Here is a 23,930-nt window from a genome sequence, read left to right on the forward strand (position 1 = left end):
GTCGAAGAACGATGCCAAACGCTCATCTAAATGAACAGTTCCGGACAATGCCTGGCGATCATCGCGTCCGCGATTCTCGTCAAGTTCTCCATTGAATCGGAATTGTCGATGATGATGTCGGCGACATCTGCGATTGCGGGAACTCCCCACTCCCTCTTGATCTGATCACGGGGCAACATCAGCTTCCGCGCTTCATCCAAAGAGGTGAGGTTTTGACGAATCATCTGCCGTTGGAGACGGATGTCTTCATCCATGTCCACGTAGACGATAACGACCTTGTCCGGCCCGAGGCGCTTACGCAGGTGAACGCCGAGACCAGCACTATAGAGACTTTCAAGGCAGCAGAATTCGATGCCCTGATCGGTGATCCACGGGATGAATTCATCGGCGAACGTCCGGAAGACCCACTCTGGCCTTTCCTTCATGTTTTGGTTATTCCACTCAACGAAATCGCCATTCACGCCTTCGCGTTCCATCGCGCGCTTCAGGAAGAAGGTGATCTTCAACCTCTTGATGCCACGCTGGTCGAGGTAACGACCCAAGGTGCTCTTGCCGGACTCGCTCATCCCGCCGATAACGAACACTTTTTTCATACTGTAGTCCTCCATGAGAAGTTGTATTTCTCGCTTGGCCCTCGCTGGAGTGTGAGGACCGTGAGCGACGTTCCTGATGATGCTTTCCGCCCATCGGGAGCGGATTCCGGAAGCAGGCACGCGTTTTCCGATGATCTGGCGAACCTTGTTGACGGCATCGTATCCATCCACAATGAAGATGTGTACGGGCGACGACGACATGAAGGCCACCAACTCAGAGAAGTAATCGCGATGCCGTACATCGCTGATATTCCAGTAGAGCATCTCTACTGTGGCCGGTTTGAGCGTCTTACGAACCTCTCGCTTGATCACGAGTCCGTTTCGGATAAGGATTTGCCGTATCGGATCCACCAACCCTCTCTCAACGCCGTCCGGCTTCACCACCAGCATGGAAACTTCGAACTGGCTCATAACTATCTACCTCTTTTCTTTTCGACGTACTGTGCGGGCCAGTCGATGTCAATTGCCATCAGCCGGCCGGTTTCGGTGAATGCGAACTCCAGTGTTGGAAGCCGCGAAATGAGCCGCAACTCCTCAAAGCTACCCATCGGAGGCATTGCTCTACAAATGCTCCGAATCACACCGAAAGAGCAAATGTTAAGGTAGCCTATTTCTCGGAGACGGCGGCTATCATCAAGATAGCCACGCCTTGTCACTTCCAGAAAGCTTAACTCACCAACGTATGTCGGCAGTTGCCGATCGTTAATGAGCTTCGCCGGAACAGTACACTGCTGGATTTCAAGGACCTGATTGTCCATGGAAGTGTATATTAGTCGTCCAGCGATGGCGCGCTCATTCCAAGGGCGTGGAGTAAACTCCACCCAAGTCGTTTGCGGGTATTGCCCGATAACCGCTAACGCCTTGTCCGTCGAGATGACTTGCTTGACGCCTTGGTCGTCGCGCCATTGCACACTGTCAGAACTATTCACGACAAAGAGCGGCGGCACAAGCGTATGCATCGGCTTTTCTGACACGATGATCAAAAAAGGACACCCCTCGGAGCAGTACTCATCGAGGAACTGTTTGACTTTTTTGGCTTCGCTAGATCGGCACCCCTTTAACTTGGGATCGCCAGGGAAACCCAGTGCTTTCAATAGAGCCCTTTTTTGCAATCGCAACGGCAGGCTCAGGTCAATGTCGTACTTGCTTCCCGCGTTGGCAAGGAAGCATTCATTCATTACTATCATGGTTTGCCTCCTCGCAAAGTAGGTTTTGGTTTATGTCAAAGAACGATATACTACCTTAACTCTTTATCCCTAATTTGTCAACATCGTGTATATTATGAATAGCAATCCAACTCCCGTTGTAAATTGTTGCTTTCACCATATTTTCACCCAATTTAAAAATATCATGAATTACAAAATCTAAATCTTTTTTATAGGCGAAAGAAGGAACAGATGAAAAAACGCCTCTGTTGAACGCCATTAATCCAAGGCTGTAGTATTGTTGCCCCTCAATATTAATATTTTCATCTTTGGTGTTCGGCAACCGTGTATTTACTGATTTAACTCTTCCCTTGTGCACAACAATTCGTGAATGAGTTGGCGCAAAATCTTTAGAGTTTAGAACAATGTTGGCAATGGTCGGCTTCGATAACTCAGTATTCTTTATCTTTTTCAGAATGTTTTTGTTATACAAAATGTTGCCATCTGAATATATAAAGGGCCTTCTAAGTTTCTGTCTAACTGAATATAACAACCACGGCACGCCCCATTTTCTTCCCGTCTTGCCCCCGTAAATTGGTGTGATCTGATTAGCTGTTGGATAATTTTCTTTCAAAAAATCTCGCAGCTCCCGTTCATAATAACTAGACAGCAAAAAAATTCTTTGGAAATTTAAGGCAAGTGACATATCAAGCAAATGACCCAAAAACGGTTTGCTGTTCAATTCCAAAAAAATCTTGGATGCTTTGATTTCTCTTTTCTTTAAATCGGCTATGATGCGCCTGCCTTGACCGCCAACGGCTATCACAATAGTGTCAATACTTTTCATTTCTTTGGGAAGCTAGGTTTCCAACCCAAGAAGTTATCTAATGAATGAACTCGTCCCTTCATGTTGGAAACTGCGTAAAAGACGGCAAAATTATCGGGTACTTTCTTGACCTCAATGCACATCCGTATTAGCTGTACAAAATCTTCTTTATACAGCAAAACTTTATCATACAAAGGATCTTCGTTAAATCTGATCTCATTTCTTTCATTGACACCGCCGAAACGGATGCAAATCACTTCTATATCGTGCTTTCTTGAATAATAACGACCCAAATGTTCAATATAGATTTTAGTTGCTCCGTAAGGAGTGTCTGGCCAACATTCTGATTTAGGGCTAAGATATGTACCAGTCGGAACCCTTGAATAATCGTTGGCGTGGACCGAACTTGCGATAATAACGCGAGAAGTATTTTTTTCCACCGCAGCTCGATAAACATTCTCCGCCATAACTTTATTTTGCTGAACAATATTTTCGCTTGGAAAGTCTTCTAGCGCGTCCCACGCCAAGTGAATAATAACGTCATTACCTTTGAGAATATTTCTAAATTTTTCATAATCGTTAGTAATATCCAGAGCAATTGTTTCTTCTCTATCAGGTTTCTTATCTATACACACCAAATCAAATATGTCTTGCAATTCCTTTTGCAAAATTTTTCCCAAAGAACCTCGGCTACCTGTGATGATTATTCGCTTTGATGATTTCATATGCTTTTATTACTGATTTTGCCATGAATTCTATGTCCTCACGATTTAACCCGGAATTTACGTACACATTAAACATTCTTTTAGTAATGTCTTGTGCTATCGGACAATCCTGCTTCACCTTATTTCTAAGCAAAGTGATTTCAGTTAAAGCAAGGGGGTAAAGTTTCTTGATTGGAACTCCAAAACTTTTTACGAGATCCAGAAACCTATCCTTCTGATTGGAGAGGTATTTTGGCAGTAAACCAGTTAAGTAAAAATAAGAGTGCTCGGTGGTGGAGCCAGCGTGCTGGAATTGTATATCGGTATCTCGGAGTAAATTTCTGAATATCCCGGCGTTCAATCTCCTTTTTTCATTATTCTTGTCTAGTTTTTGCAGTTGCCCAACCGCAAGAGTAGCTTGTATGTCAGTTAATTGATAGTTAAAGCCAACGCGATCATAGTCATAAGCATCTAAATCGTGCTTCATAATCCCGTTATTTGCTGTGGAAGTAATAATATGCGCGTATTTATCATTGTTTGTCATTACAACCCCACCTTCTCCGCAAATAACATGTTTTGTCTGATACAAACTAAAACAACTTATATCGCCAAAAGAGCCTACATATTTGTTGTCATATTTTGCGCCGGCTGCTTGGGCGCAATCTTCAATCAAGACTATCCGATGCTTATCGGCTATTTTTCGTATTTCCTTTATTTTGGCCGGTTGGCCATACATGTGAACAGCGATTATTGCTTTTGTCCTAGGAGTAATTTCCCCCTCAATTTTTATTGGGTCAATATTAAAATCTTCGGGGCTAATATCTACAAAAACAGGCCTCCCTCGTTCTTGTAAAACCACCGAGCAATCAGCTATGTTTGCCAAAGCCGGCACAATAATTTCATCATCTTTTTGTAGTTCAAGGGCAACAATCGCACAATGTAGCGCAGAAGTTCCTGAGTTGACAGCAAATGCATATTTTTTGCCATGCAACTCCGCCATAAGTTTTTGAAATTCAGTAACTTTCGGGCCACCATCCGGTTTTGATAGGAAACCACTCTTTAATACTGCAACAACATTCTGAATGTCCTCATCATCAACAATCGAATGATTTATTTTATCCAGAATCGCCTGTTGAATAATTTTATTCTTTACTTCATCTGGTTTTAAATTGATTTCCGGAAGATTTTTAAGGTCAATCCATTTAACCCTATATTCGCCTTTATATTGAGTTCCTGCTTGGAATTCGGGTCCTTGTCCCGTTCCAATTTGGCCATCAACGATATTGCACATATAAAAAAATTCCTGCTGGCCTTCTATTTCTTGTTTATCGCCAAGTCTTTGTAGAAAAAGTTTCTGCACTTCTATCTTAACTCCCAATTCCTCAAGACATTCGCGTTTAACGGCTTGTTTGTGAGATTCATTAGATTCTACAGCACCACCAGGTATAACCCAATAAGAATCATTACCTTTAATGCGGTTAATGAGTAGAATTTTATCCTGCTCAATGATGATAGCGCGAGCTCGCTCTGTTATTTTTTTTGAAAAATTAGCCATATTCGTAAAGAATTTTTAATATCTTTTGCCTTACCATTTTGATCAAGAATATCAATTAAATCACAACCGAATTTTCTGCAAATGTTTATTAGTTCGTGTGGATAGTAAAGTCTGATAATATGAACTACATTTTTTGCTTTACCACCTTTTTTAACTTCCCGAATTTTTGTTACACTTGTAGATGTTCTAAAATCTAAATACCGATCAAAATAAAGTTTCGTCCCATCTTTCAATAAAACAGAATCTTTTTCTTTGTAGTCTTTTGTTAAAGCAATGGGGTTAATAATCTCAATAATCAACCTCCCGCCCTGTTTTATATGCTGACACAATTTTTTTATAAATACTTCATTTTTCTTATCATTTTCCAAGTAACCCAACGATGTAAAGATATTCAATACTGCATCAAATTTTCTGGGGATTTTTTTATACAAAATATTGCCAACAATATAAGAAACAGACAATCCTTGCTGTTTAGCTTGTTCTTTTGCGAGTTTGATAAAATAATCACTTATATCAATGCCGGTTACACTATATCCTAAAGTAGCTAAAGTATTTGAAATTCTTCCATAACCACAAGGTGCGTCTAGAATATCCTTACAATTTCTAGGTAAATATTTTGCGATTATGCGAGCTTCTTTTTTATTGCGCCCCTTCGTCAATATGTTTTCTTTCTCTTTCATATATCGCTCACCCCAAACGCTACTTTGGGCTTTGTACCAATTTTGATGACCGCTAGCTATTTTACGGATTATTTTATCTTGGTATTTGATGTAGTTCATAGATTATTTTATTAAATCATCAAGTGAAATACTAAAAGCTTTGGCGAGTTTTTTGATCGTTTCAAGAGTAGGGTTTGGGCTTTGGTCAAGTTCAAGTTTAACAACGGTATTAAGCGAAACATCTGCTAATTTTGAGAGCTTATCTTGAGAAATGCCCTTTTCATGTCGCAATCGTTTTATATTTTTTCCAATTGTTGACATAATTGTTTGCTGGATATATTATTAAAATGTAAGGATTGTGATATAATATGCGTATCCCTTCCATTATTATGTTATACGAAAAAAATAAAAATGTCAACGAATTTCAAGGGAGCTCCTTCTTGTCGCCCGCGCACGGGTGCGGTGGGGCAAGGGCGACTATTGAATTTGATAATAGCCCGTCCGCAAAAAAAATCAGCCGAATCCCGAAAGCAAGCGGGCAAAAAGAAAAAGGGGTGTGGGGAAAATGAATTTTTGCCCGCTTGCCAGTCCGCCGAAGGCGGACAATGGGGTGGGGGCGTTTCCGCAATTCCTCTCGCAAGAGGAACGCAAAACAGAAAAATTTTCTTTTCCTTAATTGAAAAAAAATTTGGGGGACAGGCGATTAAAAAATGTAGAGAAAATTTTTCTGTTTTGCTCGCCGAAGCGAAGCGGAGGCGGGCGGAAACGCTGGGCGGGATTCAATCCGCAAAATCCTCTGGATTTTGCTCAAAATGGGTTCGGATTTCGTCCAACAAACACCACCATATTGAATTAGTCGCCTCGCTCGGGGCTTCGCCCCTCGCTTCGGCAGGCAGTTTTGCGAGCAAATCAAAGGGCTTTTTGAAATCAATTTCCAGTCGTCCCGCCGCAAGGCGGCGGTTCACGAATAAAATTCGTATTGCCCGAAGGGCAATGAGCCGATTTTTTTCTTTCGCCTTTGGCGAAAGGCAAAGCGAGATTTTATTAAATTGTCGGTGTGGCGTTTCCTTTTTCAATTACAATTAAACAAATAATTTTATGATTAAATATTTCATCTATTGCCGTAAATCAAGCGAGGACGAAGAAAGGCAGGTTTTGAGCATTGAAGCCCAGCTCGCCGAGTTAAGAGAGTTTGCCAAGCAAAACAATCTTTTTATCGTCCGCGAATATACCGAGAGCAAAACCGCCAAGGAGCCGGGCCGAGAAATATTTAATCAAATGCTTTCGGAAATTGAAAAAGGAAACGCCGAGGGAATTTTAGCGTGGAATCCCGACAGATTGGCGAGAAACAGCGTTGACGGCGGAAAAATTATCTACCTCGTTGATAACGAAAAAATCAGATCGCTAAAATTCCCTACTTTTTGGTTTGAGCCAACACCACAAGGAAAATTCATGTTGAGCGTCGCTTTCGGACAAGCCAAATACTACACCGACAATTTAAGAGAAAACATTTTGCGAGGAATTAGGCAAAAAATACGCCGTGGCGAACTTTCGGCAAAAGCCCCGCTCGGATATTTCAACGAGCCGCGACTTCGCACCATTGAACCCGATAAAAAGACATTTAACAAAGTGAAAGAAATTTTGCGGGTTTTTGCCACCGGAAATTACACCTTAACCAAAATTCAAGACAAAATGTTTTCTCTTGGCTTGGTTGGCGCGAGAAGCGGAAAGAAAATGCCCTTGTCGTCCGTTGAGCATATTTTGAAAAATCCGTTTTACTACGGGCATTTTCTTTACCGCGGCGAACTTCATCAGGGAAGCCATAAGCCAATGATTGCAAAGAAACTTTTTGACCAAATCCAGCAAGCGTTGAAAGACAACGGCAAGCCCCGCAAAAAGAGAAAAGAGAAAAAGGAATTTTTGTTTTTGAATTTTGCGAGGTGTGGCGAGTGCGGCTATTGCGTAACGGCGGACAGAAAAATTAAAAAAAGCGGCAGAGAATATGTCTATTATTTCTGCACCCGAAAAAGCAAAATTCAAAAATGTGAGCAACGCCGCTTTTTGCGGGAAGAAGTTTTAGCCGAGCAAGTAAAAGAGAATTGTCAAAAAGTTTCTTTGCCCGATGTTTGGCGGGAAAGATATTTGAATAAATTGAAAGTGTGGGGAAACGAGAACCGCCAAACATCAGACCTTTTCGCTCAAAATCTCAAAAAAGAAATTTCCGCCATTAAAGCGAAGCTGGAACGGCTAACAGACGCATATTTAGCCGAAGCGTTGGAATTGGCGGAATTTCAGCAAACAAAAAACGCCCTAATGGCGGAAAAGAAAACAAAAGAGGAAAAATTATCTGATTTTGAACGAAAAGGAAATCATTGGCTCGAACTCACCCGAAACTGGATTTTGGAAACCAATCAAGCCAAAAATCTCGCTTTGCAAGATAATTTTTCAGAAATGAAAAATTATCTCAAAAAAATCGGCTCGAACCGCCGCCTTGCGGCGGGACGACTGGAAATTGATTTCAAAAAGCCCTTTGATTTGCTCGCAAAACTGCCTGCCGAAGCGAGGGGCGAAGCCCCGAGCGAGGCGACTAATTCAATATGGTGGACCGTGCCGGATTCGAACCGGCGACCTCTTCAATGCCATTGAAGCGCTCTACCAACTGAGCCAACGGCCCTTATAATCTTTCATTATACCAAAAATATTTTAATTCTCAAGTTATTTAAATAAAAAGCGGCTTTGCGCTTTGAGCATTGCCGCTTCTTTTTAACAGACAGAACTATTCCAAATTGGAAGATTTTTTGTCTCTTCTTACAAATAAGGTCGGTCTCAAAGGATGTTTTAAGAATATTGAGCTAAAGCTTATCGCTTTTGCTCCGATTTTTCTCAAAAAATTCATGTCTTCATAATTCCAAACACTAGGACCGATAACCGGAATATCTGATATTTCAGCAATCTCTTTAACCATTTTCCATGTCAGAGGTTGGGCTATTTTACCGGAAACCCCTCCCCCTCCGAAATGAAAAAGAGGACTTTCTTTTTCCGGGAAAATTCTTGCCCAAGGAACACTGTTTATTGAAAAAGCTTCAACTATATCTTTTGTTCTATAAACAATATCTTCAAAGTCATGCACTACCGAGAGTTTGAGAATAATCGGGAAACGGGTTTCTTTTTTAACCTCTTCACAGCTTCTTAAAACTTTATCGGAAACCACGAAAGAATGACTGCCAACATTGGGACAGGAAGCGTTTATTTCAAGGCCTTTTAGGTCAAAATCGTTAAGCATTCTTGCCATAACAGATAACTCTTCCGACTCTCCCCAAATAGAAGCGACAAGAGGCCTTTTTTTTGAATCAAGCCCGGGGCCTACTTTTCGGCACCACCACTCAATCCCGGGATTAGTAAGGCCTACGGCATTTACTGTCCCATCAGAGAGAAAGCGCACAGCCCTGAAAGGGTTGTACCAACGCAGATTTCCTTTTCTCGGATAAAGAGTTATCGTTTTTATAACAATCGTAAAAAGAGTTTCGTCCAAAAGATTAAGCCATCTTAGCGGTTTCTCCCAGGCCCATCCTTTCCCATCGTAGCCAAGAGCGCCGCTTGCAGCCATAAAATTAAAAGAATGCCCGTTTGAAAGCTTTATCATTTCTTCCTCCTGTTTCTGTCTTAAAATCAAAGAACCGACATTAAATTAACATAATCTTAAATAAAGGTAAATAAAAAGGGACTATTGCCATATTTCTATTTTCCACTCTCCATATAAATCACTTTTCTATTTTTAAGCGCTTCTATGGATTTTTCTATTCTCTTGCCTAAGTTTTTTCCCAATAAAAGAGATGCTTTTTCAATGGGAAGGAATTTATAATCCTCTATTTCTTCATTTAATATCTTTATTTTTTTAATTTCCTCTTCTTTTAATATTCCTCCGAAAAAGATAAAGTGCAAATTTTCGCTTACTTTTGTTTTAGGAGGAACAAAATCAACGCTAAGAAATTCCAGATTTTCGATATAAAGCCCTGTTTCTTCTTCAGTTTCCCTTATACAGGCAAGACGAGGAGATTCGTTCTCTTCTATAACTCCGCCCGGTATTGACCAATGGTCCTTATAACTTGGCTTAACGATAAGAAGCTCATCGTTTTGATTGAAAATTAATACGCCAGAGCACATTCTCTTTTTAGGTAAAGAATTGTAATAATCTTCATGAGAATCATTAGAAATCAAATCTTCCTTTATTTTTAAAAAGTTACCGCCAAGAATTATGGGCGACATTGCCTCTATTTCATCTTTATACCCAATATCGGGAATTTGCTCAAAAAGATAAATTGACTTATTTAAAACAAAAGCAAACCCCATTTCTAAAAAAGAATTGCCGCCCACATATCCCTTTATTTTTTTACGTTCAATGTTAAGAACAAGAATAGCGTCACTTTTCCTTATTTCCTCAAAGTGCTTTTTTATCAAATTCCCTTTCTCTTCATTTTCCGGCATTTCTCCTTCGCCTGAAAAATTAGCATGGTCATTGACAAATTCGGGCAAAACAACTTCATGCCCTAATTTTTTGAGCGCTTCTTCTGTTTTTAGCATCTCTTTTGAAAAAGACATGCTGCCGCAAATAACTATTTTCATAAAATTAAGCTTATTTTAATATCACTGCCATTGTACTCTTGCGTAAATAATATTTCAAGAAAAAAAATACGCCGTACCCGAAGGTCGTGCGTTTTTTAAAATGAAAATTACGACTCGAATTCAGCTACAGGCGTGAGCTCTTGGGGAAAAGCCCACATCTTGTGCTGATCGGCAAATTTAATGCCGTATGACGGTCCGGACTCGTCAGAAAAATTCTCGTTTTTTGAGATAACAACTCGGGCAAGACACCCGGCCCAAGAGCTTTCTCCTGCTTTTGGCTTAAAAATAACAAGGTCGCCCGTATTAAATCTTCTTTCTGTCATCTGAGTCATTTTCACCTCTCAAAGTGCTTGGCGAATTTTCGCCGGAAAGTTCATCGGGCAACCATTGCCCGATGACAAATAAGATAGCAGAATATTTCAAAAAGTCAAATTGAATTGACAAACCAATATCAAAACTGTATATTTACCCGCAGTTCCTTATTGTTTAAAGGAGAGACAAATGCCAAACAATACAGTTCTTTTTCAAAACTCAAATAAAATAAATTTAAATCTTATTGATTTAATAAGGGAAATTGCCATGTTTTTTCACAGAAAGAAAGAGGAATTTAACTCCTTGCAAGTTTTGGATATAATTCGAATTAATTTTAATGACGAATTTCCCGATATTACCATTTATGATATTGAAAATATTCTTGCCTGTTGCAAAATAGATTGTTCAAAAAACGGGCAAAGAAAAAAAAAGAAAAAGAAATCTTTTCCAAAAACAAATCAAAACGCTTATTGGCCCTTACATCGCCATAATCTAATAAGTGAACTTGAAAAAGCCGGTCGGCCTCTTTTGCCAAAAGAACTTAAGGAAAGATTGCTTGCTTTGGGCTTGCCTTTATCCCTTTTTGAAAATTCCCGGTATCATGGATACCTGACATGCCTCAAAAAGGCAAAAAAAATTCAATACCTTAAAGATGGAAGATATGCATCCGTTGAAAAACAATAAGCGCCCCTTTGAGGCGCTTTTATATTTTAAAGCCCGAAGGGGCTTTTTGAGAAACTTTACAATTATTCTATAGAAGCAATAAGCTCCAAATCATCTGAATAAAATTATTAAAAAAGCGCTTCCAAAAAGAATATCCGTTCCAACAAATAGCAAGCGCCGTATCAATTAAAAGCATCACGAAAATAAGAATAAGAGCTTCTTCCATTAAGTTTCTCCTTGAAAGATCAATTTGCCCTTTACTTGGAAACGTTCCAAATAAAGACGGCTTAAAACTACTGCCCTTTTTTGTAGTTGTGCCCCGCGCAGGACTCGAACCTGCAACTCTCGGCTTAAAAGGCCGTTACTCTACCATTGAGTTAGCGGGGCATTTCTTTTTATTAAAGTATAATAAACTATAAAAAAAAATATGTAAAGAACAAAAAAAACAGGAACATTTAATAAACATTCCTGTTTTTTGCGCCTTAGTTAAGCGGCGTCTGTTTCCTCTGTGCTTGTTTCTTCTGTGGTTGTTTCTTCAGCACCTGTTTCTTCTGTGTCTGTTTCTTCTACAGGAGCATTGTTGTTATTATTTTCTTCCATAGTATTTTTCCTGTTAAGTTTATAACCTCACCTATCAACCTTTAAGCCCGATTTTAGCAAATTAAGAGGAACAATGCAAGGAAAATAAGGAGTTAGAGGCCGTTTTTTTTCATTTCTTCAAGAATTTTCTTTTGCTCTTTGGTTACTTTTTTAGGAGAATTGATATTTAATTGGACGTATAAGTCCCCTCTTCCTCTTCCAGAAAAGCGAGGAATGCCTTTTTCTGTTATCTTTAGAACCTTGCCTGATTCTGTTCCAGGAGAAACCTTCAAAAAAAGCTTTGTTTTCTCAAGAGTGGCTATTTCCACTTCTCCTCCGAGTATTGCAGTTGAATAAGGTATAGAAATGCCGGCAAAAAGATTGTCTCCTTCTCTTTCAAAAAAAGAATGTTTTTTTACATAAACCCTGACATAAAGATTTCCCGAAGCAAGTCCCCTTCTTCCGGCTTCTCCCATTTTGACAAACTTAAGAACTTGATTGGTATCGACTCCCGAAGGGATAGTAACGATAATCCTGTTTTCTTCTTTTATTCTTCCTTCTCCCCTGCAAACATTACAAGGAACCTTCGGATTTTTTCCAACTCCGTTGCACTGGGGACAGACAGCTTTTTTAGTATATGAACCCAAAAATGTCTGTTTGATTTGTTGAACTTCTCCAGTTCCTCCGCATGAGAAACATTCATTCAAAGAAGTTCCTGGTTCTCCTCCGGTTCCGCTGCATCTTTTGCAAACAGAAAGCTTGTAAAGAGAAATCTCTTTTTTGATTTCTTTTAACGTTTCTTCAAGAGAAATTTCAATGTCTATAGTAATATCTTTTCCCTTATTGACGTTTTTCTTTCCCTGTCCTTGCCTTCCGAATCCGAATAAATCTCCGAATATATCTCCAAGGTCTTCAAAATCAAAATCAACGTTAAAACCTCCTTGATTTCCCTGTCCTTGCCAGTTAAAACCGCCCGGCTGATCAGTTCCAAACCTGTCATAATTGCTTCTCTTTTGAGAATTGGAAAGAACCTGATAAGCCTCGTTTATCTCTTTAAACTTCTGCTCGTCTCCTCCTTCTTTATCGGGGTGGTGCTTGTGGGCCATCTTTCGGTAAGCCTTTTTGACTTCCTCTTGAGAAGCTTCTCTTGATATGCCAAGTATTTGATAATAGTCCTTCATAAGAGATTAATTAGATTCTTTTTCCTCCTTATACTCCCCTTCTTCCGGCTTTTTATTTTCCTTGCTCTGATTTTCCTGCCCCTCAGGCGCTTTTTCCTGACTATAGGCATCTTTTCCAATCTGCTGCATTATCTGTGAAAGCTGGGAATTCTTTTCTTTAATAGCATTAAGATCGTCCTGATCCTTTACTTTCTTTAATTCTTCTATTTTTTCATTGGCTTCTTTTTTCTTTGATTCCTCTACCTTTTCTCCAAGATCTTTAAGCGTCTTTTCAGAAGTATTAATCAAGTTATCGGCCAAATTCCTCTCTTCAATCAATTCTTTTTTCTTTTTGTCTTCTTCGGCATGCATTTCTGCGTCTTTTTTCATCTTCTCCACTTCTTCTTTTGAAATGCCGGTAGAGCCCTCTATTCTTATTGATTGAGATTTTCCGCTTGCTTTGTCTTTTGCCGAAACGCTAAGTATCCCGTTTGCATCTATATCAAACTGAACTTCTATCTGGGGAATTCCCCGCTTGGCGGGAGGAATCCCGTCAAGAATAAACTGTCCTAAGGATTTGTTGTCTTTTGCCATAGGACGCTCTCCCTGAAGAACATGAACTTGAACCGATGTTTGATTGTCCGCAGCAGTCGAAAAGACCTGGCTCTTTGAAGTAGGAATTGTCGTGTTTTTGGATATCAAAACCGTACTTACTCCTCCTAAGGTTTCTATGCCCAAAGAAAGAGGAGTAACATCTAGCAAAAGCATATCTTTTACATCTCCCTCTGTTTTTCTTCCTTCGTCTTTTGCAGAGAGTATTTCTCCTTGAATGGCCACTCCCAGCGCAACAACTTCATCGGGATTAATTTCTTTGTTCACTTCTTTGTTAAATAATCTCTTTACTTCTTCCTGGATTTTAGGCATTCTTGTCTGCCCTCCAACCATAACCACCTCTTCAATATCTTCTATTTTCAAGTCGGCCTCTTTTAACGTTTCTTTCACTAAATTTATTGATTTTGAAATATAGTCGCTAACAAGGTTTTCAAGAACAGCTCTGCTCATTTTGTAATAAAGATGCTTTGGACCGTCTTGTCCGGACGTAATAAACGGAAGGTTTATTTCTGTTTCAAGGGAAGTCGAAAGCTCAATTTTTGCCTTCTCTGCCACTTCTTTTATCCTTTGAAGAGCAAGCTGGTCCTTTGAAAGATCTATTCCCTGGTCTTTCTTAAATTGCTCAATTAGCCAGTCCATTACCTTTTGGTCGAAATCATCTCCTCCAAGGTGAGTATCTCCCCCGGTAGCTTTTACCTCTATCGTATCTTCTGCTATATCAAGAACAGAAATATCAAAAGTTCCTCCTCCAAAATCATAAACAACAATCTGTTCATTCTTTTTTTTAGTAAGACCGTATGCAAGAGCTGCCGCTGTCGGTTCGTTTATTACTCTTCTTACGTTAAATCCGGCTATTTCTCCCGCAATCTTGGTTGCCTTCCTTTGAGAGTCGTCAAAATACGCAGGACAAGTAATAATGGCATCTGTTATTTTCTCTCCCAGCTTTTCTTCCGCGTCCTGCTTTAATTTCTTCAAGACCATGGCTGAAATTTCAGCCGGCTTATGCCAATTCTCCCCCATTTTTATTTCAATTCCTCCATCGCTTGCTTCTTTTATTTCATATGGCAAAAGCTTTTTGTCTTTTTGGACTTCCGGATCATTATACCTTCTCCCTATAAGCCTTTTTGCCGAAAATATCGTATTCTGAGGGTTTGTAATCTGCTGACGCCTTGCGATTACGCCAACAAGACGTTCCCCGGATTTACTCAAGGCAACAATTGAAGGAGTCGTCCTTCCCCCTTCCCTGTTTTCAATTATTCTCGGTTCTCCTCCTGTGACATTTGCCATAGCTGAAAATGTTGTTCCTAAATCAATTCCTATTATTTTTCCCATATTTTTTTATTATTTTTAATTATTTATATATTTATTTTATTTAACGACTTTTACTTTGGACGGCCTTATCACTCTTCCTTTAAGAAGATATCCTTTTTGGATTTCTTCATTTATCGTTTGGGATTTTTCCCCCTCAACCACCTCAACTGCTTCATGAAAATTAGGATCAAAATCTTTCCCCAATGAAGCATCTATCTCTTCAACTCCTAATGACTTTAAAAATTCTTTTAACTGGTTTTCTATTTTTAAAAATCCTTCCATCCAACCTTCTTTTTTTTCCGGAGCTTCTTTTCTTGCAAGGGCAAAGCTATCCAGCACAGGAAGAAGCTCGCTTACCGTTTCTTCCAAAAAATAGTTTAAGGTCTTTCCCGCTCTTTCCATTTCATCCTTTTTATAGTTGATAAAATCGGCCCTTTCTCTTTTAAAACTGTTTAAAATTTCTTCTTTTTCTTTTTTGCACTTCTCAAGCTCTTTTTTTATTTCTTCCATATTCGTATTTTAATATTAGATTTATATTTTTATCATACTCCATCCTTGAAGGTCCCAAAATTCCCAAATAAACATTGGGCAAGCTGTTTTTTGAAACTATCAAGGAAAAATTATCAAAGTTTATAAAGGGCTTTTCTTTCCCTATACAAACGTCAAAATCTTCAAACTCTCCAAACAATTCTTTTATTTCTTTTTCCAGAATATCAAACTGGCAAAGGAAATCCTCAAGAAATTCTTTCTCTTCAAATTCAGGATTTTTTAAAACAGCGCTCCAGCCGCTTGCAAGAAAAATATCCTCCTCAAGAAGATAAGCAAAAACCAGATTTGAAGAAACAAGCGCCATTTTTTTGATAATCTCCTCTATCATCTTTATATCAATATCAAGAACCTTTTTATTTTCCAAAATATCGTCTATAATGGAAAAATCGTTTTCTGGATTTTTCAATAGAAAATTATCAACGAAAAAGCGATATCCTTTTGCGGTTGGAACTCTTCCTGAAGAAGTATAAAGCTGACTAAGATACCCTTCTTTTGAAAGAGAATTCATTTCATTTCTTATTGTTGCCGTAGAAAGACCAAATTTGCATTTCTTTTCAAGGAAAGCGGAACCGACAGGATGGGCAGTCCTTATATACTCTTTTACAATTTTGCCAAGAATTTTTTCCTGTCTTAACGTCATAGAAACAATAATAGAAAATTAGCAATTAAATGTCAAGAGCGCTAATATATAAAAATATGAATAAAAAAATAATAATACTTCTTTTAATCATTTTTCTGGCGTTTTTTTTCAGATTTTGGCAGCTTGATCTTATTCCCCCAGGCCTCTGGCCAGATGAGGCGATGAATGGAAACGATGCGGTTGAAACATTAAAAAGCGGCAATTTCAAGCTTTTCTATCCGGACAATAACGGAAGGGAGGGCCTTTTTATGTGGATTATATCCCTCTCTTTTCATTTTTTCGGCATTAGCATGTGGTCTTTAAAATTTTCTTCCGCTCTTTTGGGCTCGCTTACCGTTTTGGGAATGTTTTTTTTAACCAAGGAAGTTTTCCTTATTTTTAAAAAAGAAGATAAAACGGCTCCTCTGGTTGCTTCTTTTCTTCTTGCCACATCTTTCTGGCATTTGAACTTCAGCCGTATCGCCTTTAGGGCCATCATGAGCCCTTTTTGCCTTCTCTTTTCTTTCTATTTTCTTCTAAGAGGGTTTAGAACAAAAAAAATATGGAATTTTATACTCTCCGGAATATTTTTCGGAATAGGATTTCATACGTACATTTCTTTCAGAATGGCCCCTCTTCTTTTTCTTGCGTTTCTTACCCCGTTGTTTTTTCAATATTTAAAAAACAAATCCCTTAATAAATATATTGCTTTTGTTTCTCTCTACCTTATTTCCATTTTCATAGTCGCTCTTCCAATAGGAATATATTTTTTAAACAATCCAGGCGACTTTATGGGAAGAACTTCCCAGGTTTCAATTTTTGATTCCGAAAATCCTCTTCTTTTTGGTGCAAAAAGCCTCATCTCTCACCTTGCAATGTTTAATTTTTACGGAGACCCGAATTGGAGGCATAATTTTTCAACAAGCCCAATGCTTCCCTTTTCTCTTGGTCTTCTTTTTCTTGTCGGGGTTATAGCTTCCCTGAAGGGCTTTCTTGTTTCTTTTAGAAATAAAGATTATTCTCTTCTTGCAGTTTATTCTCTGATTTTTTCCTGGTTTTTTGTAATGCTCTTGCCGGGAATACTGACAAGCGAAGGAATCCCCCATGCTCTTCGTGTTCTTAACGTTATTCCGGTTATTTACCTTCTTGTTACAATCGGATTTTTTTGGGTTTATAAAAAACTTAAAGAAAATTTAAAAGAAGAAAAAAAGATTAAAATTCTTAATATTTTAACAATATTCTTTCTCTTTACAGTGGGATTTTCTGAAATAAACAAGTATTTTTACAATTGGGCAGAAAGAGAAGAAGTAAGGCATTCTTTTACCGAAAACTATGTTGAAATAGGGACTTATTTGAATTCGCTGCCAAATGACGTTAAAAAATATGTGATGATAAACGAACCGGGTAAATTTCTTCACGGGATATCCATTTCCGCCCAAACCCCGATGTTTATTGAAAAAACAAAATATAGAGAAACAAGGGCAGAGTATATAAGATTTGAAGAAATAGAGAAAATAAATCCCAAAGAGCATTCCATAGTTATTCCTATTTATCCTGAAAAATCCATTGAAGAGCTCGAAAGGATTTTTGAAAACGGCATTGTAAAATTAGAAAATAACGTATTAATTTTTGAAATAAAATGAAGAATAAAACAACATATATAATCGCCACAATTCTTTTAATCTTTCTCTTTTTCATTTCCTTCACAAGCATTCTTGAAGATACTCTCACCTTTGACGAAACGGCTCATGTTACGGCAGGATATTCGTATTTAATAAAAAAAGATATGAGGGTCAATCCCGAACATCCTCCTCTTGTTAAAAACATTGCCGCTTTTCCTCTTCTTTTTTTAAACCTTAATTTCCCTTCCGATTCCCCGAACTGGACGCAAGAACAGCCTCCCAGATGGTGGGTTCAATTTGATCTTGCAAATGATTTCATTTACAACTCTAAAAACAATCCCGATAAGATAATGCTTTTTTCAAGAACGGTTATGATTCTTTTTCTTCTTCTTTTGGGATTTCTTATCTTTCATTTTGCAAGAAAAAAATATGGTAACAAAGCAGGCCTCATTTCTTTGTTTCTTTTTTCGTTCTCCCCTACCTTTCTTGCCCATGGACGGCTTATTAACACCGATATCGGAGCGGCTTTCGGCGCCCTTCTTTCTTTTTACTTTTGGCTCAGGTTTTTTGAAAAGCCAAGCAAAAAAAGCGTACTTTTGGCGGGAATAACTTTCGGAATAGCCCTTTCTCTCAAATTTTCTTTGGTGTTGCTTATTCCAACCTTTGTCATAATTACCCTTGTTTACGCTCTTTTGCAAGAAAAGCCCTTTTACCAGCTTCTTAAGTATTCTCTTTTATCTTTCCTTGCGGGAGTTATAGGAATGGTTTTTGTCGTTTTCCCTCTTTACCAATATCATGTTTACAATTATCCCCCCGAACGCCAGGCAAGAGATGCCGAATATATTCTTGAAACGTTTGGAAACAGGACAATTGTAAACGGCATCATTTATTCTTCAGAAAGACCCTTTTTAAGGCCCTTTGCTCAGTATTTCCTTGGCCTTTTTACGGCAATGCAAAGAGTTGACGGAGGAAACACCACTTTCTTTTTAGGAGAGGTCTCAAGCGGTTCTTTTAAGAGCTATTTCCCCACCGTTTATTTCATAAAAGAAACATTAACATTTCATATTCTTACCATAATATCCCTCGCTCTTCTTTTCCTTTACATTTTGAAATACCGTCTTTTTCAAAGGCCTATTTACGCCTTAAGAGAATATTTTGCCGAATTCTCAATGTTTGTCTTTATGACAATTTACTGGTACACCAGCATAAATTCAAATCTTAATATTGGAGTTAGGCATCTTCTTCCCGTTTTCCCCTTTGCTTTTATTCTTGTAGGAGGAGCAATCTCAAAGGTAAATTTCAGTAAAAGTTTTAAGATTCTTCTTTTTGCCTTGTTCTCTTTTCAAATTTACTCTGTAATATCTATTTATCCTCATTTTCTTGCTTACTTTAACGAAACGGTAACTCCTCAAAAAGGGCACTTGTATGTCGTTGATTCAAATCTTGATTGGGGGCAGGATTTAAAGCGATTGAAAAATCTTCTTGATGAAAAAGAAATTGATTTTATTTACATTGACTACTTTGGAGGAGGAAATCTTGATTATTATCTCGGAGAAGAAAATTACAAAAGATGGGAAGGATTAAACAGCCCCCACGATTTTCCAAAAGGGAACTGGCTTGCCGTTTCCTTAAATCAGCTTCAGGGAGGAAGAGGCATTCCGGTTAAAGGATACGACCAAAGAACCGATTACTACATGTGGCTTAATAAATATGAGCCAAGTCATGTAATAGGATATTCTATTTTTCTTTATTATGTAGATTAATCTATTATCTGCTAAACTTTAAGATAACCAGAAAGAACCTTCCGGGCCTGGTTTTAATACTTAAAACTCTATTACATAAAGGCCCTTTTCCTCAATTTCTTTTCTCTGGTTAAAATCATCAAGCTTGAATTTTAAGATATATTTTATCTCTTTTTCTATTTTTCTTCCTGTATATTCTTTTTTCTCCGGATCCCATTCTTCCAGAATAAGAATATCTTCTTCTTTTGCCTTAAAATCAGCAAGACGCAGTTCAAAATTCTTCTTTTTAGAAGAAACGAGTTCAAAATACTCTGGCCATATTTTCTTTTTAATTATTGCCATATTTTTTTATATCATTCTTTAATCTCCAATTTATTTCAAAAGAAATTGAATGTTTATTCGGAATATTCCATTTTGAAAATCTAAAACAAAATAATTGAAATTTATTTTCTTCAATTCTGCCAATGCCGAATCTATTTAAAGTAAGTTCTATGTCTATAACCATGATTTTTAATTTTATAATTTTTATTTATCTTTAAAAATATCATCTAAATAATTCTTTATTTCGAAGTTTAAAAGATGAGATTTTTTTATTTTATAGCAATTATAGAGATCTTTCCATTCAAACAATGAGTGCAAGCGAATGTTTTGATTCTTTAAATTTTCTGTTCCGCCTCTGCCAACATCAACTATTGCTAAAGCATCTGTTATTTTAAGCCCAGTATTTCTTAATCTTGAAGCAAATTTTATAACCGTATTTGCTGAAAGAACTGCATCTTCAACAATTAAAACTTTATCATCTTTTTTAAAAACTCCTAGAATTTCTCCTGAAGTAGGCATAGTACCGTCTTTTTTAACGCCATCTTTTCTTAAAGTTAGACAAGGGGATTTGAGATTATATGCAAGATAATAGGATAATGGCAATCCCCCATAAGGAGCTCCTGCAATCAAATCATAATCTATCTTTTCCTCTTTTATAATATCGGCGGCAAATTGTGTAATTTTCTGCATTAAACTAGGATAGCCAATTATTTTTGAAGTATCAAAGAACAAAGGCCCGCGAATACCATTTTTTAAAAGAACCCAATTTTCCTTATCCATAGAAGAAGCAACAAAAAGCAAATTATGACTTATAATATCTTCTATTAAATCTTCTTCTTTTTCCATAATCTTAAATTTTTTATTTATCTTATATTTCATATCTAAAGATTTTCTCTTTTATTCATACTTGATAAAAAAAAGTCAAAAAAAACAACAAAAATTTACTCTCTGTATTTATAATAAACCCTGTCCTGAAACCTCAAATCAATATATTGAAGAAGATGCTCTTTCCCTAAAATATGCTCTTCAAAAACAAGATTAAGGTTCTCAATCTGCTCTTTTGCATCTTTTTGAGGATTGAAATAAGCAGCCCAGCCCTCTTTTGATTTAACATTAACTCTCTTTGGGCTTAGTATAGCAACTTCTTCAAGTTCAAGAGAATCTTTAAGCTTAAAGATAAAACGAGCCAGTTTTTCTTCCATTACCTTCTTTCCAAGGAAAACATCTTCTATTTGCGTTTCAAAATAAGTAAATGGAGAAGATTCTAGGGCATAAGAAAAGGCAATTCCATAACCGTCAACAAGATAACAGTCATTATTGCAGAAAACAAAAAGGGGCTCCCTTTGCTTTACATTAATTTCAATTGAAAGAGAAAGAAGATCTTTTTTTATTTCAACCTTCTCAATATCAAAAAAATCATTCAAAATTTGATTCTTTAATTTATCTTTGTCAAAAAGAAAAATGCTTCTTGTTTTAAGAGAAAAAAAATCCTTTTCAACAAAATTATCGGCAATTTCATAAACCCTTTCTCTATTCTCATATCCTTCAATTTCTATTTTTTTTACAAAAAAGAAAGGGAAAAAAAGAAAGACATAGGAAAGAGACAAAAAAATAAGAAAGAAAAGAACAGACATGAAAACATAAGGGAAAATGCTTTTTTTCTTTTTTGTCTTGTACTTCTTTTTATACTTATACATTAAATTCTTCTTTTTATTCTTCTTAAAGTTTCAAAGATATAAACAAGAAAATATTTCTTTGAAAGAGGCAAATCAAAGCTTTTGAGATATAAAAAGGGTTTTCCATTATAGCCAAGCTTAAACAATGTCGGACCTGCCCAAGGATGTTTTGGATTTTCTTTAGGATCAACATATCCCCAAAAATCATAAAACAGGCATCCTCTTTTTTTGGCTTCCTTAATCGCTTCCCATTGAATTAGATAAGGAATAGAAAGCTTTGAAAACTTGTCATCTGAGGCGGCCTGATGATAAAAAGCAAGGTTATTCCAAAAAATGACAATCGCTCCGGCAGCAACTTTATTATTATATTTTCCCAAAAAAAGAAGCGCCTGATTGTCTTTTAAAAAAACTTGAAACTCCTTTTTGATATAATCAAAAGAAAAAGGAACAAATCCCTGCCTTTTGCCGACATTTTCGTTAAGAATGATATATTCTGAAAGAGCGTCTTTATTTTGGCTCTTTTCAATGACAATATCTTTGTTCTTTAATCCCTGGCGAATCAAATAGCGAGTAGTCTTTCTCATATTCTTTAAAAGATCTTCCTCAGATAAAGAAAGAGAAAGCTTTAGAGTCGACTCATAAGCATTTTCCAAAATAGGAGAATGAATGAAACCAAGTTTTTTAAAATAATCTTCGTTTTCCTTATTTCTTAAAAACAAAGGATTAAGTCGAAGAAATACGGCTTTTTCTTTTTTCCCAATTTCCTTTATTTTAAAAATCAGCTTCTCTAGGGCTAAAATATTGTTAAGTTTGAAAGTAGGCCCATGCTGAATAAGCAAAAAAGTTCCTCTCTTTGCTTTTATTCTAGTAACAAGAGCAATTAAAACAATCTTTTCATTTTCAAAAACCCCAAAACGCCATATTTTATTTCCCATTTCCTTTTGGAATTCTCCCCAATTCCACGATTGAAGAAATGTCTTTTCTTCTGCATCAAGAAAAAAATCCTCCCATTTTTTTTTATCGGTAATTTCCTTTATTTCCATTTTTTTAAGAATGAAACGATTCTTTTTGCATCTTCAAATGATAAATTAATATGAGTTGGCAGATTAAAGGTTTCCTTTGAAAGCGCTTTTGCATTCTTGCAATCTCCCAAATATCCCATTTTTTCACTTATTGTATCATGCGGAGCAATCGGGCTCGTGTACCAATCCCCTATTAAAATATTTTCCCTGTCCCATGCATTGTAGATAATATCCCAAGCATCCTTATGCCTTATGGTAAACCGCAAAAATATATTTTCCCTTTCTTCAAAAACAGAAGGAAGAATAAAAGAAGAATCCTTAAGATTTTGATAATAAAAATCTGCCATTTTCTTCCTGTGACTGTTAAAATATTGAAGCTTCTTAAACTGATTCAAAGCAAGAATAGATAATGCATTTGGCATTCTAGCTGGAAAATATGAAGGAATTTTTCCTCTTTTTTCTTTGTAGTGAACGGCTTTTGATAAAATATGCAAAATTTGGAAGAAAACCAAAAATATCTTTCCTAAATTAAAAAACCTGTAAATCGGCAAAACAAGCCAATTTAAAAGAATAGGATGAAGCAATTGCTGAAAAACAAAGTAAGAAGAGGAATCTTTCAATTCTTCCTTTATTTTTTTAAGATTATCGCCTATTCTCTCATCATTTGAAACGGCCATTCCTCCATAAACGGAAGAAATAACCTTATCTCTTGAAAAGCTAAAAAAAGAGGCCTTTCCAAAACTTCCAACCAGTTTTCCTTTGTATTTTGCCCCTAAGCTATGGGCGCAGTCCTCTATTAAAATAAGGTTATTCTCGTTGCAAACTTTCAAGACCCCGTCAATATCGGCCGGCTGGCCAAAAGTATGCTGGATTATTACAACTTTGCTTTTAGAAGAAACTTTCTTTTGAAGGTCTAAAACGTCAATATTATAGTCGTCTTTATTGCAGTCAACAAAAACGGGCTTTAATTTTGCCCAAATAACGGGATTTACGGCAGCGTTGCAAGTAAAACCCTGCAGAAGAACCTCCTCTCCTTCTTTAATATCCAAGGATTTCAAAATGGCAAAAAGAGAGCTTCTTCCGCTATTAAAAGAAAAGGCATATTTTGCCCCTATGTATTTTTTAAATTCCTCTTCCAGCTTTAAGGTTTCTTTTCCTTTCTTCCACTTCCAAAACTGAAAAATCAATTTTAAGGCCAAAAAGACATCGTCTCTCTGGGTATTCGGAGAAAGAGATATTGAAATGGGCCTTGCCTTCATGATTTATTCTTTTTTCTAAAATTAAAAAATCTTTTTAAAAAGCCTTTTCCTTTCTTGTTTTCATAGGCAATATACATTCCGCATTTCGGGCAAATTATGGCTTCTTTTGCCAACTTATTTTCACAATTTTGGCAAATTATTGTTCCTTCTTCGTTCATTTTTTTATATCATTAATTTTTAATGCAAGAGAAGATATTATTTTTTTATTAACCCTTCCCTTTAAAAGAACCACTCCTTTTTCTTTTTCAATTTTTGAGACAATTTCATCGGGATTTTTCATAAACAAAATCTTATTCTTCTTAATCCCCGCTCCCTCCTTTATCTCATCTAAATAATCATCTGAAGTTATTATTGCCAAATCGCAAACCTCGGCTATCT

The 23,930-nt window shown here is 37.1% G+C and carries 26 protein-coding genes and 2 tRNA genes; 4 read left to right on the forward strand and 24 right to left on the reverse strand.

The window, feature by feature from the left end:
• Positions 1 to 26: 26 nt before the first annotated feature.
• The 7 genes from PHH50_01670 to PHH50_01700 form a co-directional block, all read right to left on the reverse strand.
• Positions 27 to 1,004, reverse strand: a complete 978-nt coding sequence (locus tag PHH50_01670; GenBank protein MDD3729011.1) for a nucleoside-diphosphate kinase — start codon at positions 1,002 to 1,004, stop codon at positions 27 to 29.
• A 2-nt stretch (positions 1,005 to 1,006) separates the two neighbouring features.
• The gene (locus PHH50_01675) at positions 1,007 to 1,771 is read right to left on the reverse strand and encodes a hypothetical protein (GenBank protein ID MDD3729012.1); all 765 of its coding nucleotides are present in this window, start codon (positions 1,769 to 1,771) and stop codon (positions 1,007 to 1,009) included.
• 64 nt (positions 1,772 to 1,835) lie between these two features.
• Complete coding sequence (locus PHH50_01680; protein MDD3729013.1) at positions 1,836 to 2,585, reverse strand: hypothetical protein; 750 nt, start codon at positions 2,583 to 2,585, stop codon at positions 1,836 to 1,838.
• Positions 2,582 to 3,289: an NAD(P)-dependent oxidoreductase gene (locus PHH50_01685; GenBank protein MDD3729014.1), complete on the reverse strand. Its 708-nt coding sequence runs from the start codon at positions 3,287 to 3,289 to the stop codon at positions 2,582 to 2,584. Before PHH50_01685 ends, PHH50_01680 begins: the two co-directional genes overlap by 4 nt.
• Positions 3,255 to 4,823 (reverse strand): aminotransferase class I/II-fold pyridoxal phosphate-dependent enzyme, encoded by a 1,569-nt coding sequence (locus tag PHH50_01690; protein MDD3729015.1) that lies wholly within the window; start codon positions 4,821 to 4,823, stop codon positions 3,255 to 3,257. Before PHH50_01690 ends, PHH50_01685 begins: the two co-directional genes overlap by 35 nt.
• Positions 4,799 to 5,602, reverse strand: a complete 804-nt coding sequence (locus tag PHH50_01695; protein MDD3729016.1) for a class I SAM-dependent methyltransferase — start codon at positions 5,600 to 5,602, stop codon at positions 4,799 to 4,801. Before PHH50_01695 ends, PHH50_01690 begins: the two co-directional genes overlap by 25 nt.
• Before the next feature lie 3 nt (positions 5,603 to 5,605).
• Positions 5,606 to 5,803, reverse strand: a complete 198-nt coding sequence (locus tag PHH50_01700; protein ID MDD3729017.1) for a helix-turn-helix transcriptional regulator — start codon at positions 5,801 to 5,803, stop codon at positions 5,606 to 5,608.
• A 90-nt stretch (positions 5,804 to 5,893) separates the two neighbouring features.
• On the opposite strand from PHH50_01700, the gene PHH50_01705 reads away from it, so the two are divergent.
• Positions 5,894 to 6,568 (forward strand): hypothetical protein, encoded by a 675-nt coding sequence (locus PHH50_01705; GenBank protein ID MDD3729018.1) that lies wholly within the window; start codon positions 5,894 to 5,896, stop codon positions 6,566 to 6,568.
• Between the two features lie 1,512 nt (positions 6,569 to 8,080).
• On the opposite strand, the gene PHH50_01710 is transcribed toward PHH50_01705, so the two are convergent.
• The 4 genes from PHH50_01710 to PHH50_01725 all read right to left on the reverse strand — a co-directional run bounded on the left by PHH50_01710 (position 8,081) and on the right by PHH50_01725 (position 10,428).
• Positions 8,081 to 8,156, reverse strand: a tRNA-Ala gene (locus PHH50_01710).
• A 102-nt stretch (positions 8,157 to 8,258) separates the two neighbouring features.
• Positions 8,259 to 9,125 carry a hypothetical protein gene (locus PHH50_01715; GenBank protein ID MDD3729019.1) on the reverse strand — a complete coding sequence of 289 codons (867 nt, stop codon included), beginning with the start codon at positions 9,123 to 9,125 and terminating at the stop codon, positions 8,259 to 8,261.
• Positions 9,126 to 9,220: 95 nt separating this feature from the next.
• Positions 9,221 to 10,105 carry an NUDIX hydrolase gene (locus PHH50_01720; GenBank protein MDD3729020.1) on the reverse strand — a complete coding sequence of 295 codons (885 nt, stop codon included), beginning with the start codon at positions 10,103 to 10,105 and terminating at the stop codon, positions 9,221 to 9,223.
• Positions 10,106 to 10,212: 107 nt separating this feature from the next.
• Positions 10,213 to 10,428: a hypothetical protein gene (locus tag PHH50_01725; GenBank protein MDD3729021.1), complete on the reverse strand. Its 216-nt coding sequence runs from the start codon at positions 10,426 to 10,428 to the stop codon at positions 10,213 to 10,215.
• 178 nt (positions 10,429 to 10,606) lie between these two features.
• Here PHH50_01725 and PHH50_01730 point away from each other — a divergent pair, with 178 nt between their 5' ends.
• Positions 10,607 to 11,101 (forward strand): hypothetical protein, encoded by a 495-nt coding sequence (locus PHH50_01730; GenBank protein MDD3729022.1) that lies wholly within the window; start codon positions 10,607 to 10,609, stop codon positions 11,099 to 11,101.
• 294 nt (positions 11,102 to 11,395) lie between these two features.
• Here PHH50_01730 and PHH50_01735 read toward each other — a convergent pair.
• The 5 genes from PHH50_01735 to PHH50_01755 all read right to left on the reverse strand — a co-directional run bounded on the left by PHH50_01735 (position 11,396) and on the right by PHH50_01755 (position 15,931).
• A tRNA-Lys gene (locus tag PHH50_01735) sits at positions 11,396 to 11,467 on the reverse strand.
• Between the two features lie 305 nt (positions 11,468 to 11,772).
• Positions 11,773 to 12,840, reverse strand: coding sequence for a molecular chaperone DnaJ (gene dnaJ / locus PHH50_01740; protein MDD3729023.1), 1,068 nt, complete (start codon positions 12,838 to 12,840; stop codon positions 11,773 to 11,775).
• A gap of 6 nt (positions 12,841 to 12,846) precedes the next feature.
• Positions 12,847 to 14,763, reverse strand: coding sequence for a molecular chaperone DnaK (dnaK, locus tag PHH50_01745; protein ID MDD3729024.1), 1,917 nt, complete (start codon positions 14,761 to 14,763; stop codon positions 12,847 to 12,849).
• 36 nt (positions 14,764 to 14,799) lie between these two features.
• Positions 14,800 to 15,252 (reverse strand): nucleotide exchange factor GrpE, encoded by a 453-nt coding sequence (locus PHH50_01750; GenBank protein ID MDD3729025.1) that lies wholly within the window; start codon positions 15,250 to 15,252, stop codon positions 14,800 to 14,802.
• A complete protein-coding gene (locus PHH50_01755; protein MDD3729026.1) occupies positions 15,227 to 15,931 on the reverse strand; it encodes a hypothetical protein in 705 nt (234 codons plus the stop codon). Before PHH50_01755 ends, PHH50_01750 begins: the two co-directional genes overlap by 26 nt.
• Before the next feature lie 56 nt (positions 15,932 to 15,987).
• Between PHH50_01755 and PHH50_01760 the strand changes: the two genes are divergently transcribed.
• Both PHH50_01760 and PHH50_01765 read left to right on the forward strand, forming a co-directional pair.
• The gene (locus PHH50_01760) at positions 15,988 to 17,553 is read left to right on the forward strand and encodes a glycosyltransferase family 39 protein (GenBank protein MDD3729027.1); all 1,566 of its coding nucleotides are present in this window, start codon (positions 15,988 to 15,990) and stop codon (positions 17,551 to 17,553) included.
• Positions 17,550 to 19,295: a glycosyltransferase family 39 protein gene (locus PHH50_01765; GenBank protein ID MDD3729028.1), complete on the forward strand. Its 1,746-nt coding sequence runs from the start codon at positions 17,550 to 17,552 to the stop codon at positions 19,293 to 19,295. Before PHH50_01760 ends, PHH50_01765 begins: the two co-directional genes overlap by 4 nt.
• Positions 19,296 to 19,355: 60 nt before the next feature.
• On the opposite strand, the gene PHH50_01770 is transcribed toward PHH50_01765, so the two are convergent.
• From PHH50_01770 to PHH50_01805, 8 genes are all read right to left on the reverse strand, one after another.
• The gene (locus PHH50_01770; protein ID MDD3729029.1) at positions 19,356 to 19,616 is read right to left on the reverse strand and encodes a DUF3850 domain-containing protein; all 261 of its coding nucleotides are present in this window, start codon (positions 19,614 to 19,616) and stop codon (positions 19,356 to 19,358) included.
• A complete protein-coding gene (locus PHH50_01775) occupies positions 19,603 to 19,779 on the reverse strand; it encodes a hypothetical protein (protein MDD3729030.1) in 177 nt (58 codons plus the stop codon). Before PHH50_01775 ends, PHH50_01770 begins: the two co-directional genes overlap by 14 nt.
• Before the next feature lie 20 nt (positions 19,780 to 19,799).
• Positions 19,800 to 20,474, reverse strand: a complete 675-nt coding sequence (locus tag PHH50_01780) for a phosphoribosyltransferase family protein (protein MDD3729031.1) — start codon at positions 20,472 to 20,474, stop codon at positions 19,800 to 19,802.
• A gap of 62 nt (positions 20,475 to 20,536) precedes the next feature.
• Positions 20,537 to 21,292, reverse strand: coding sequence for a hypothetical protein (locus PHH50_01785; protein ID MDD3729032.1), 756 nt, complete (start codon positions 21,290 to 21,292; stop codon positions 20,537 to 20,539).
• A complete protein-coding gene (locus tag PHH50_01790) occupies positions 21,292 to 22,314 on the reverse strand; it encodes a peptidoglycan bridge formation glycyltransferase FemA/FemB family protein (GenBank protein MDD3729033.1) in 1,023 nt (340 codons plus the stop codon). The genes PHH50_01785 and PHH50_01790 overlap by 1 nt, the downstream gene beginning before the upstream one ends.
• Positions 22,305 to 23,552, reverse strand: a complete 1,248-nt coding sequence (locus PHH50_01795; protein MDD3729034.1) for a DegT/DnrJ/EryC1/StrS family aminotransferase — start codon at positions 23,550 to 23,552, stop codon at positions 22,305 to 22,307. The genes PHH50_01790 and PHH50_01795 overlap by 10 nt, the downstream gene beginning before the upstream one ends.
• On the reverse strand, positions 23,549 to 23,710 hold the full coding sequence (locus tag PHH50_01800; protein ID MDD3729035.1) for a hypothetical protein: 162 nt from the start codon (positions 23,708 to 23,710) through the stop codon (positions 23,549 to 23,551). Before PHH50_01800 ends, PHH50_01795 begins: the two co-directional genes overlap by 4 nt.
• A partial coding sequence (locus tag PHH50_01805) for a hypothetical protein (protein ID MDD3729036.1) occupies positions 23,707 to 23,930 on the reverse strand: 224 nt, incomplete at its 5' end. The genes PHH50_01800 and PHH50_01805, both read right to left, overlap by 4 nt.

Source organism: Candidatus Paceibacterota bacterium, from assembly GCA_028697015.1.
GTDB lineage: Bacteria > Patescibacteriota > Minisyncoccia > Minisyncoccales > GWA2-38-27 > JAQVFW01.

What these genes read in the sequence shown, in the direction of transcription:
- PHH50_01670 (MDD3729011.1), bottom strand. Translation starts at nt 1,004, where the DNA reads ATGAGCCAGTTCGAAGTTTCCATGCTGGTGGTGAAGCCGGACGGCGTT.
- PHH50_01700 (MDD3729017.1), bottom strand. Translation starts at nt 5,803, where the DNA reads ATGTCAACAATTGGAAAAAATATAAAACGATTGCGACATGAAAAGGGC.
- PHH50_01775 (MDD3729030.1), bottom strand. Translation starts at nt 19,779, where the DNA reads ATGGTTATAGACATAGAACTTACTTTAAATAGATTCGGCATTGGCAGA.
- PHH50_01715 (MDD3729019.1), bottom strand. Translation starts at nt 9,125, where the DNA reads ATGATAAAGCTTTCAAACGGGCATTCTTTTAATTTTATGGCTGCAAGC.
- PHH50_01725 (MDD3729021.1), bottom strand. Translation starts at nt 10,428, where the DNA reads ATGACAGAAAGAAGATTTAATACGGGCGACCTTGTTATTTTTAAGCCA.
- PHH50_01695 (MDD3729016.1), bottom strand. Translation starts at nt 5,602, where the DNA reads ATGAACTACATCAAATACCAAGATAAAATAATCCGTAAAATAGCTAGC.
- PHH50_01800 (MDD3729035.1), bottom strand. Translation starts at nt 23,710, where the DNA reads ATGAACGAAGAAGGAACAATAATTTGCCAAAATTGTGAAAATAAGTTG.
- PHH50_01770 (MDD3729029.1), bottom strand. Translation starts at nt 19,616, where the DNA reads ATGGCAATAATTAAAAAGAAAATATGGCCAGAGTATTTTGAACTCGTT.
- PHH50_01675 (MDD3729012.1), bottom strand. Translation starts at nt 1,771, where the DNA reads ATGAATGAATGCTTCCTTGCCAACGCGGGAAGCAAGTACGACATTGAC.
- PHH50_01780 (MDD3729031.1), bottom strand. Translation starts at nt 20,474, where the DNA reads ATGAAATATAAGATAAATAAAAAATTTAAGATTATGGAAAAAGAAGAA.
- dnaJ (MDD3729023.1), bottom strand. Translation starts at nt 12,840, where the DNA reads ATGAAGGACTATTATCAAATACTTGGCATATCAAGAGAAGCTTCTCAA.
- PHH50_01730 (MDD3729022.1), top strand. Translation starts at nt 10,607, where the DNA reads ATGCCAAACAATACAGTTCTTTTTCAAAACTCAAATAAAATAAATTTA.
- PHH50_01685 (MDD3729014.1), bottom strand. Translation starts at nt 3,289, where the DNA reads ATGAAATCATCAAAGCGAATAATCATCACAGGTAGCCGAGGTTCTTTG.
- PHH50_01790 (MDD3729033.1), bottom strand. Translation starts at nt 22,314, where the DNA reads ATGGAAATAAAGGAAATTACCGATAAAAAAAAATGGGAGGATTTTTTT.
- PHH50_01755 (MDD3729026.1), bottom strand. Translation starts at nt 15,931, where the DNA reads ATGACGTTAAGACAGGAAAAAATTCTTGGCAAAATTGTAAAAGAGTAT.
- PHH50_01760 (MDD3729027.1), top strand. Translation starts at nt 15,988, where the DNA reads ATGAATAAAAAAATAATAATACTTCTTTTAATCATTTTTCTGGCGTTT.
- PHH50_01705 (MDD3729018.1), top strand. Translation starts at nt 5,894, where the DNA reads ATGTCAACGAATTTCAAGGGAGCTCCTTCTTGTCGCCCGCGCACGGGT.
- dnaK (MDD3729024.1), bottom strand. Translation starts at nt 14,763, where the DNA reads ATGGGAAAAATAATAGGAATTGATTTAGGAACAACATTTTCAGCTATG.
- PHH50_01690 (MDD3729015.1), bottom strand. Translation starts at nt 4,823, where the DNA reads ATGGCTAATTTTTCAAAAAAAATAACAGAGCGAGCTCGCGCTATCATC.
- PHH50_01765 (MDD3729028.1), top strand. Translation starts at nt 17,550, where the DNA reads ATGAAGAATAAAACAACATATATAATCGCCACAATTCTTTTAATCTTT.
- PHH50_01680 (MDD3729013.1), bottom strand. Translation starts at nt 2,585, where the DNA reads ATGAAAAGTATTGACACTATTGTGATAGCCGTTGGCGGTCAAGGCAGG.
- PHH50_01720 (MDD3729020.1), bottom strand. Translation starts at nt 10,105, where the DNA reads ATGAAAATAGTTATTTGCGGCAGCATGTCTTTTTCAAAAGAGATGCTA.
- PHH50_01750 (MDD3729025.1), bottom strand. Translation starts at nt 15,252, where the DNA reads ATGGAAGAAATAAAAAAAGAGCTTGAGAAGTGCAAAAAAGAAAAAGAA.
- PHH50_01795 (MDD3729034.1), bottom strand. Translation starts at nt 23,552, where the DNA reads ATGAAGGCAAGGCCCATTTCAATATCTCTTTCTCCGAATACCCAGAGA.
- PHH50_01785 (MDD3729032.1), bottom strand. Translation starts at nt 21,292, where the DNA reads ATGTATAAGTATAAAAAGAAGTACAAGACAAAAAAGAAAAAAAGCATT.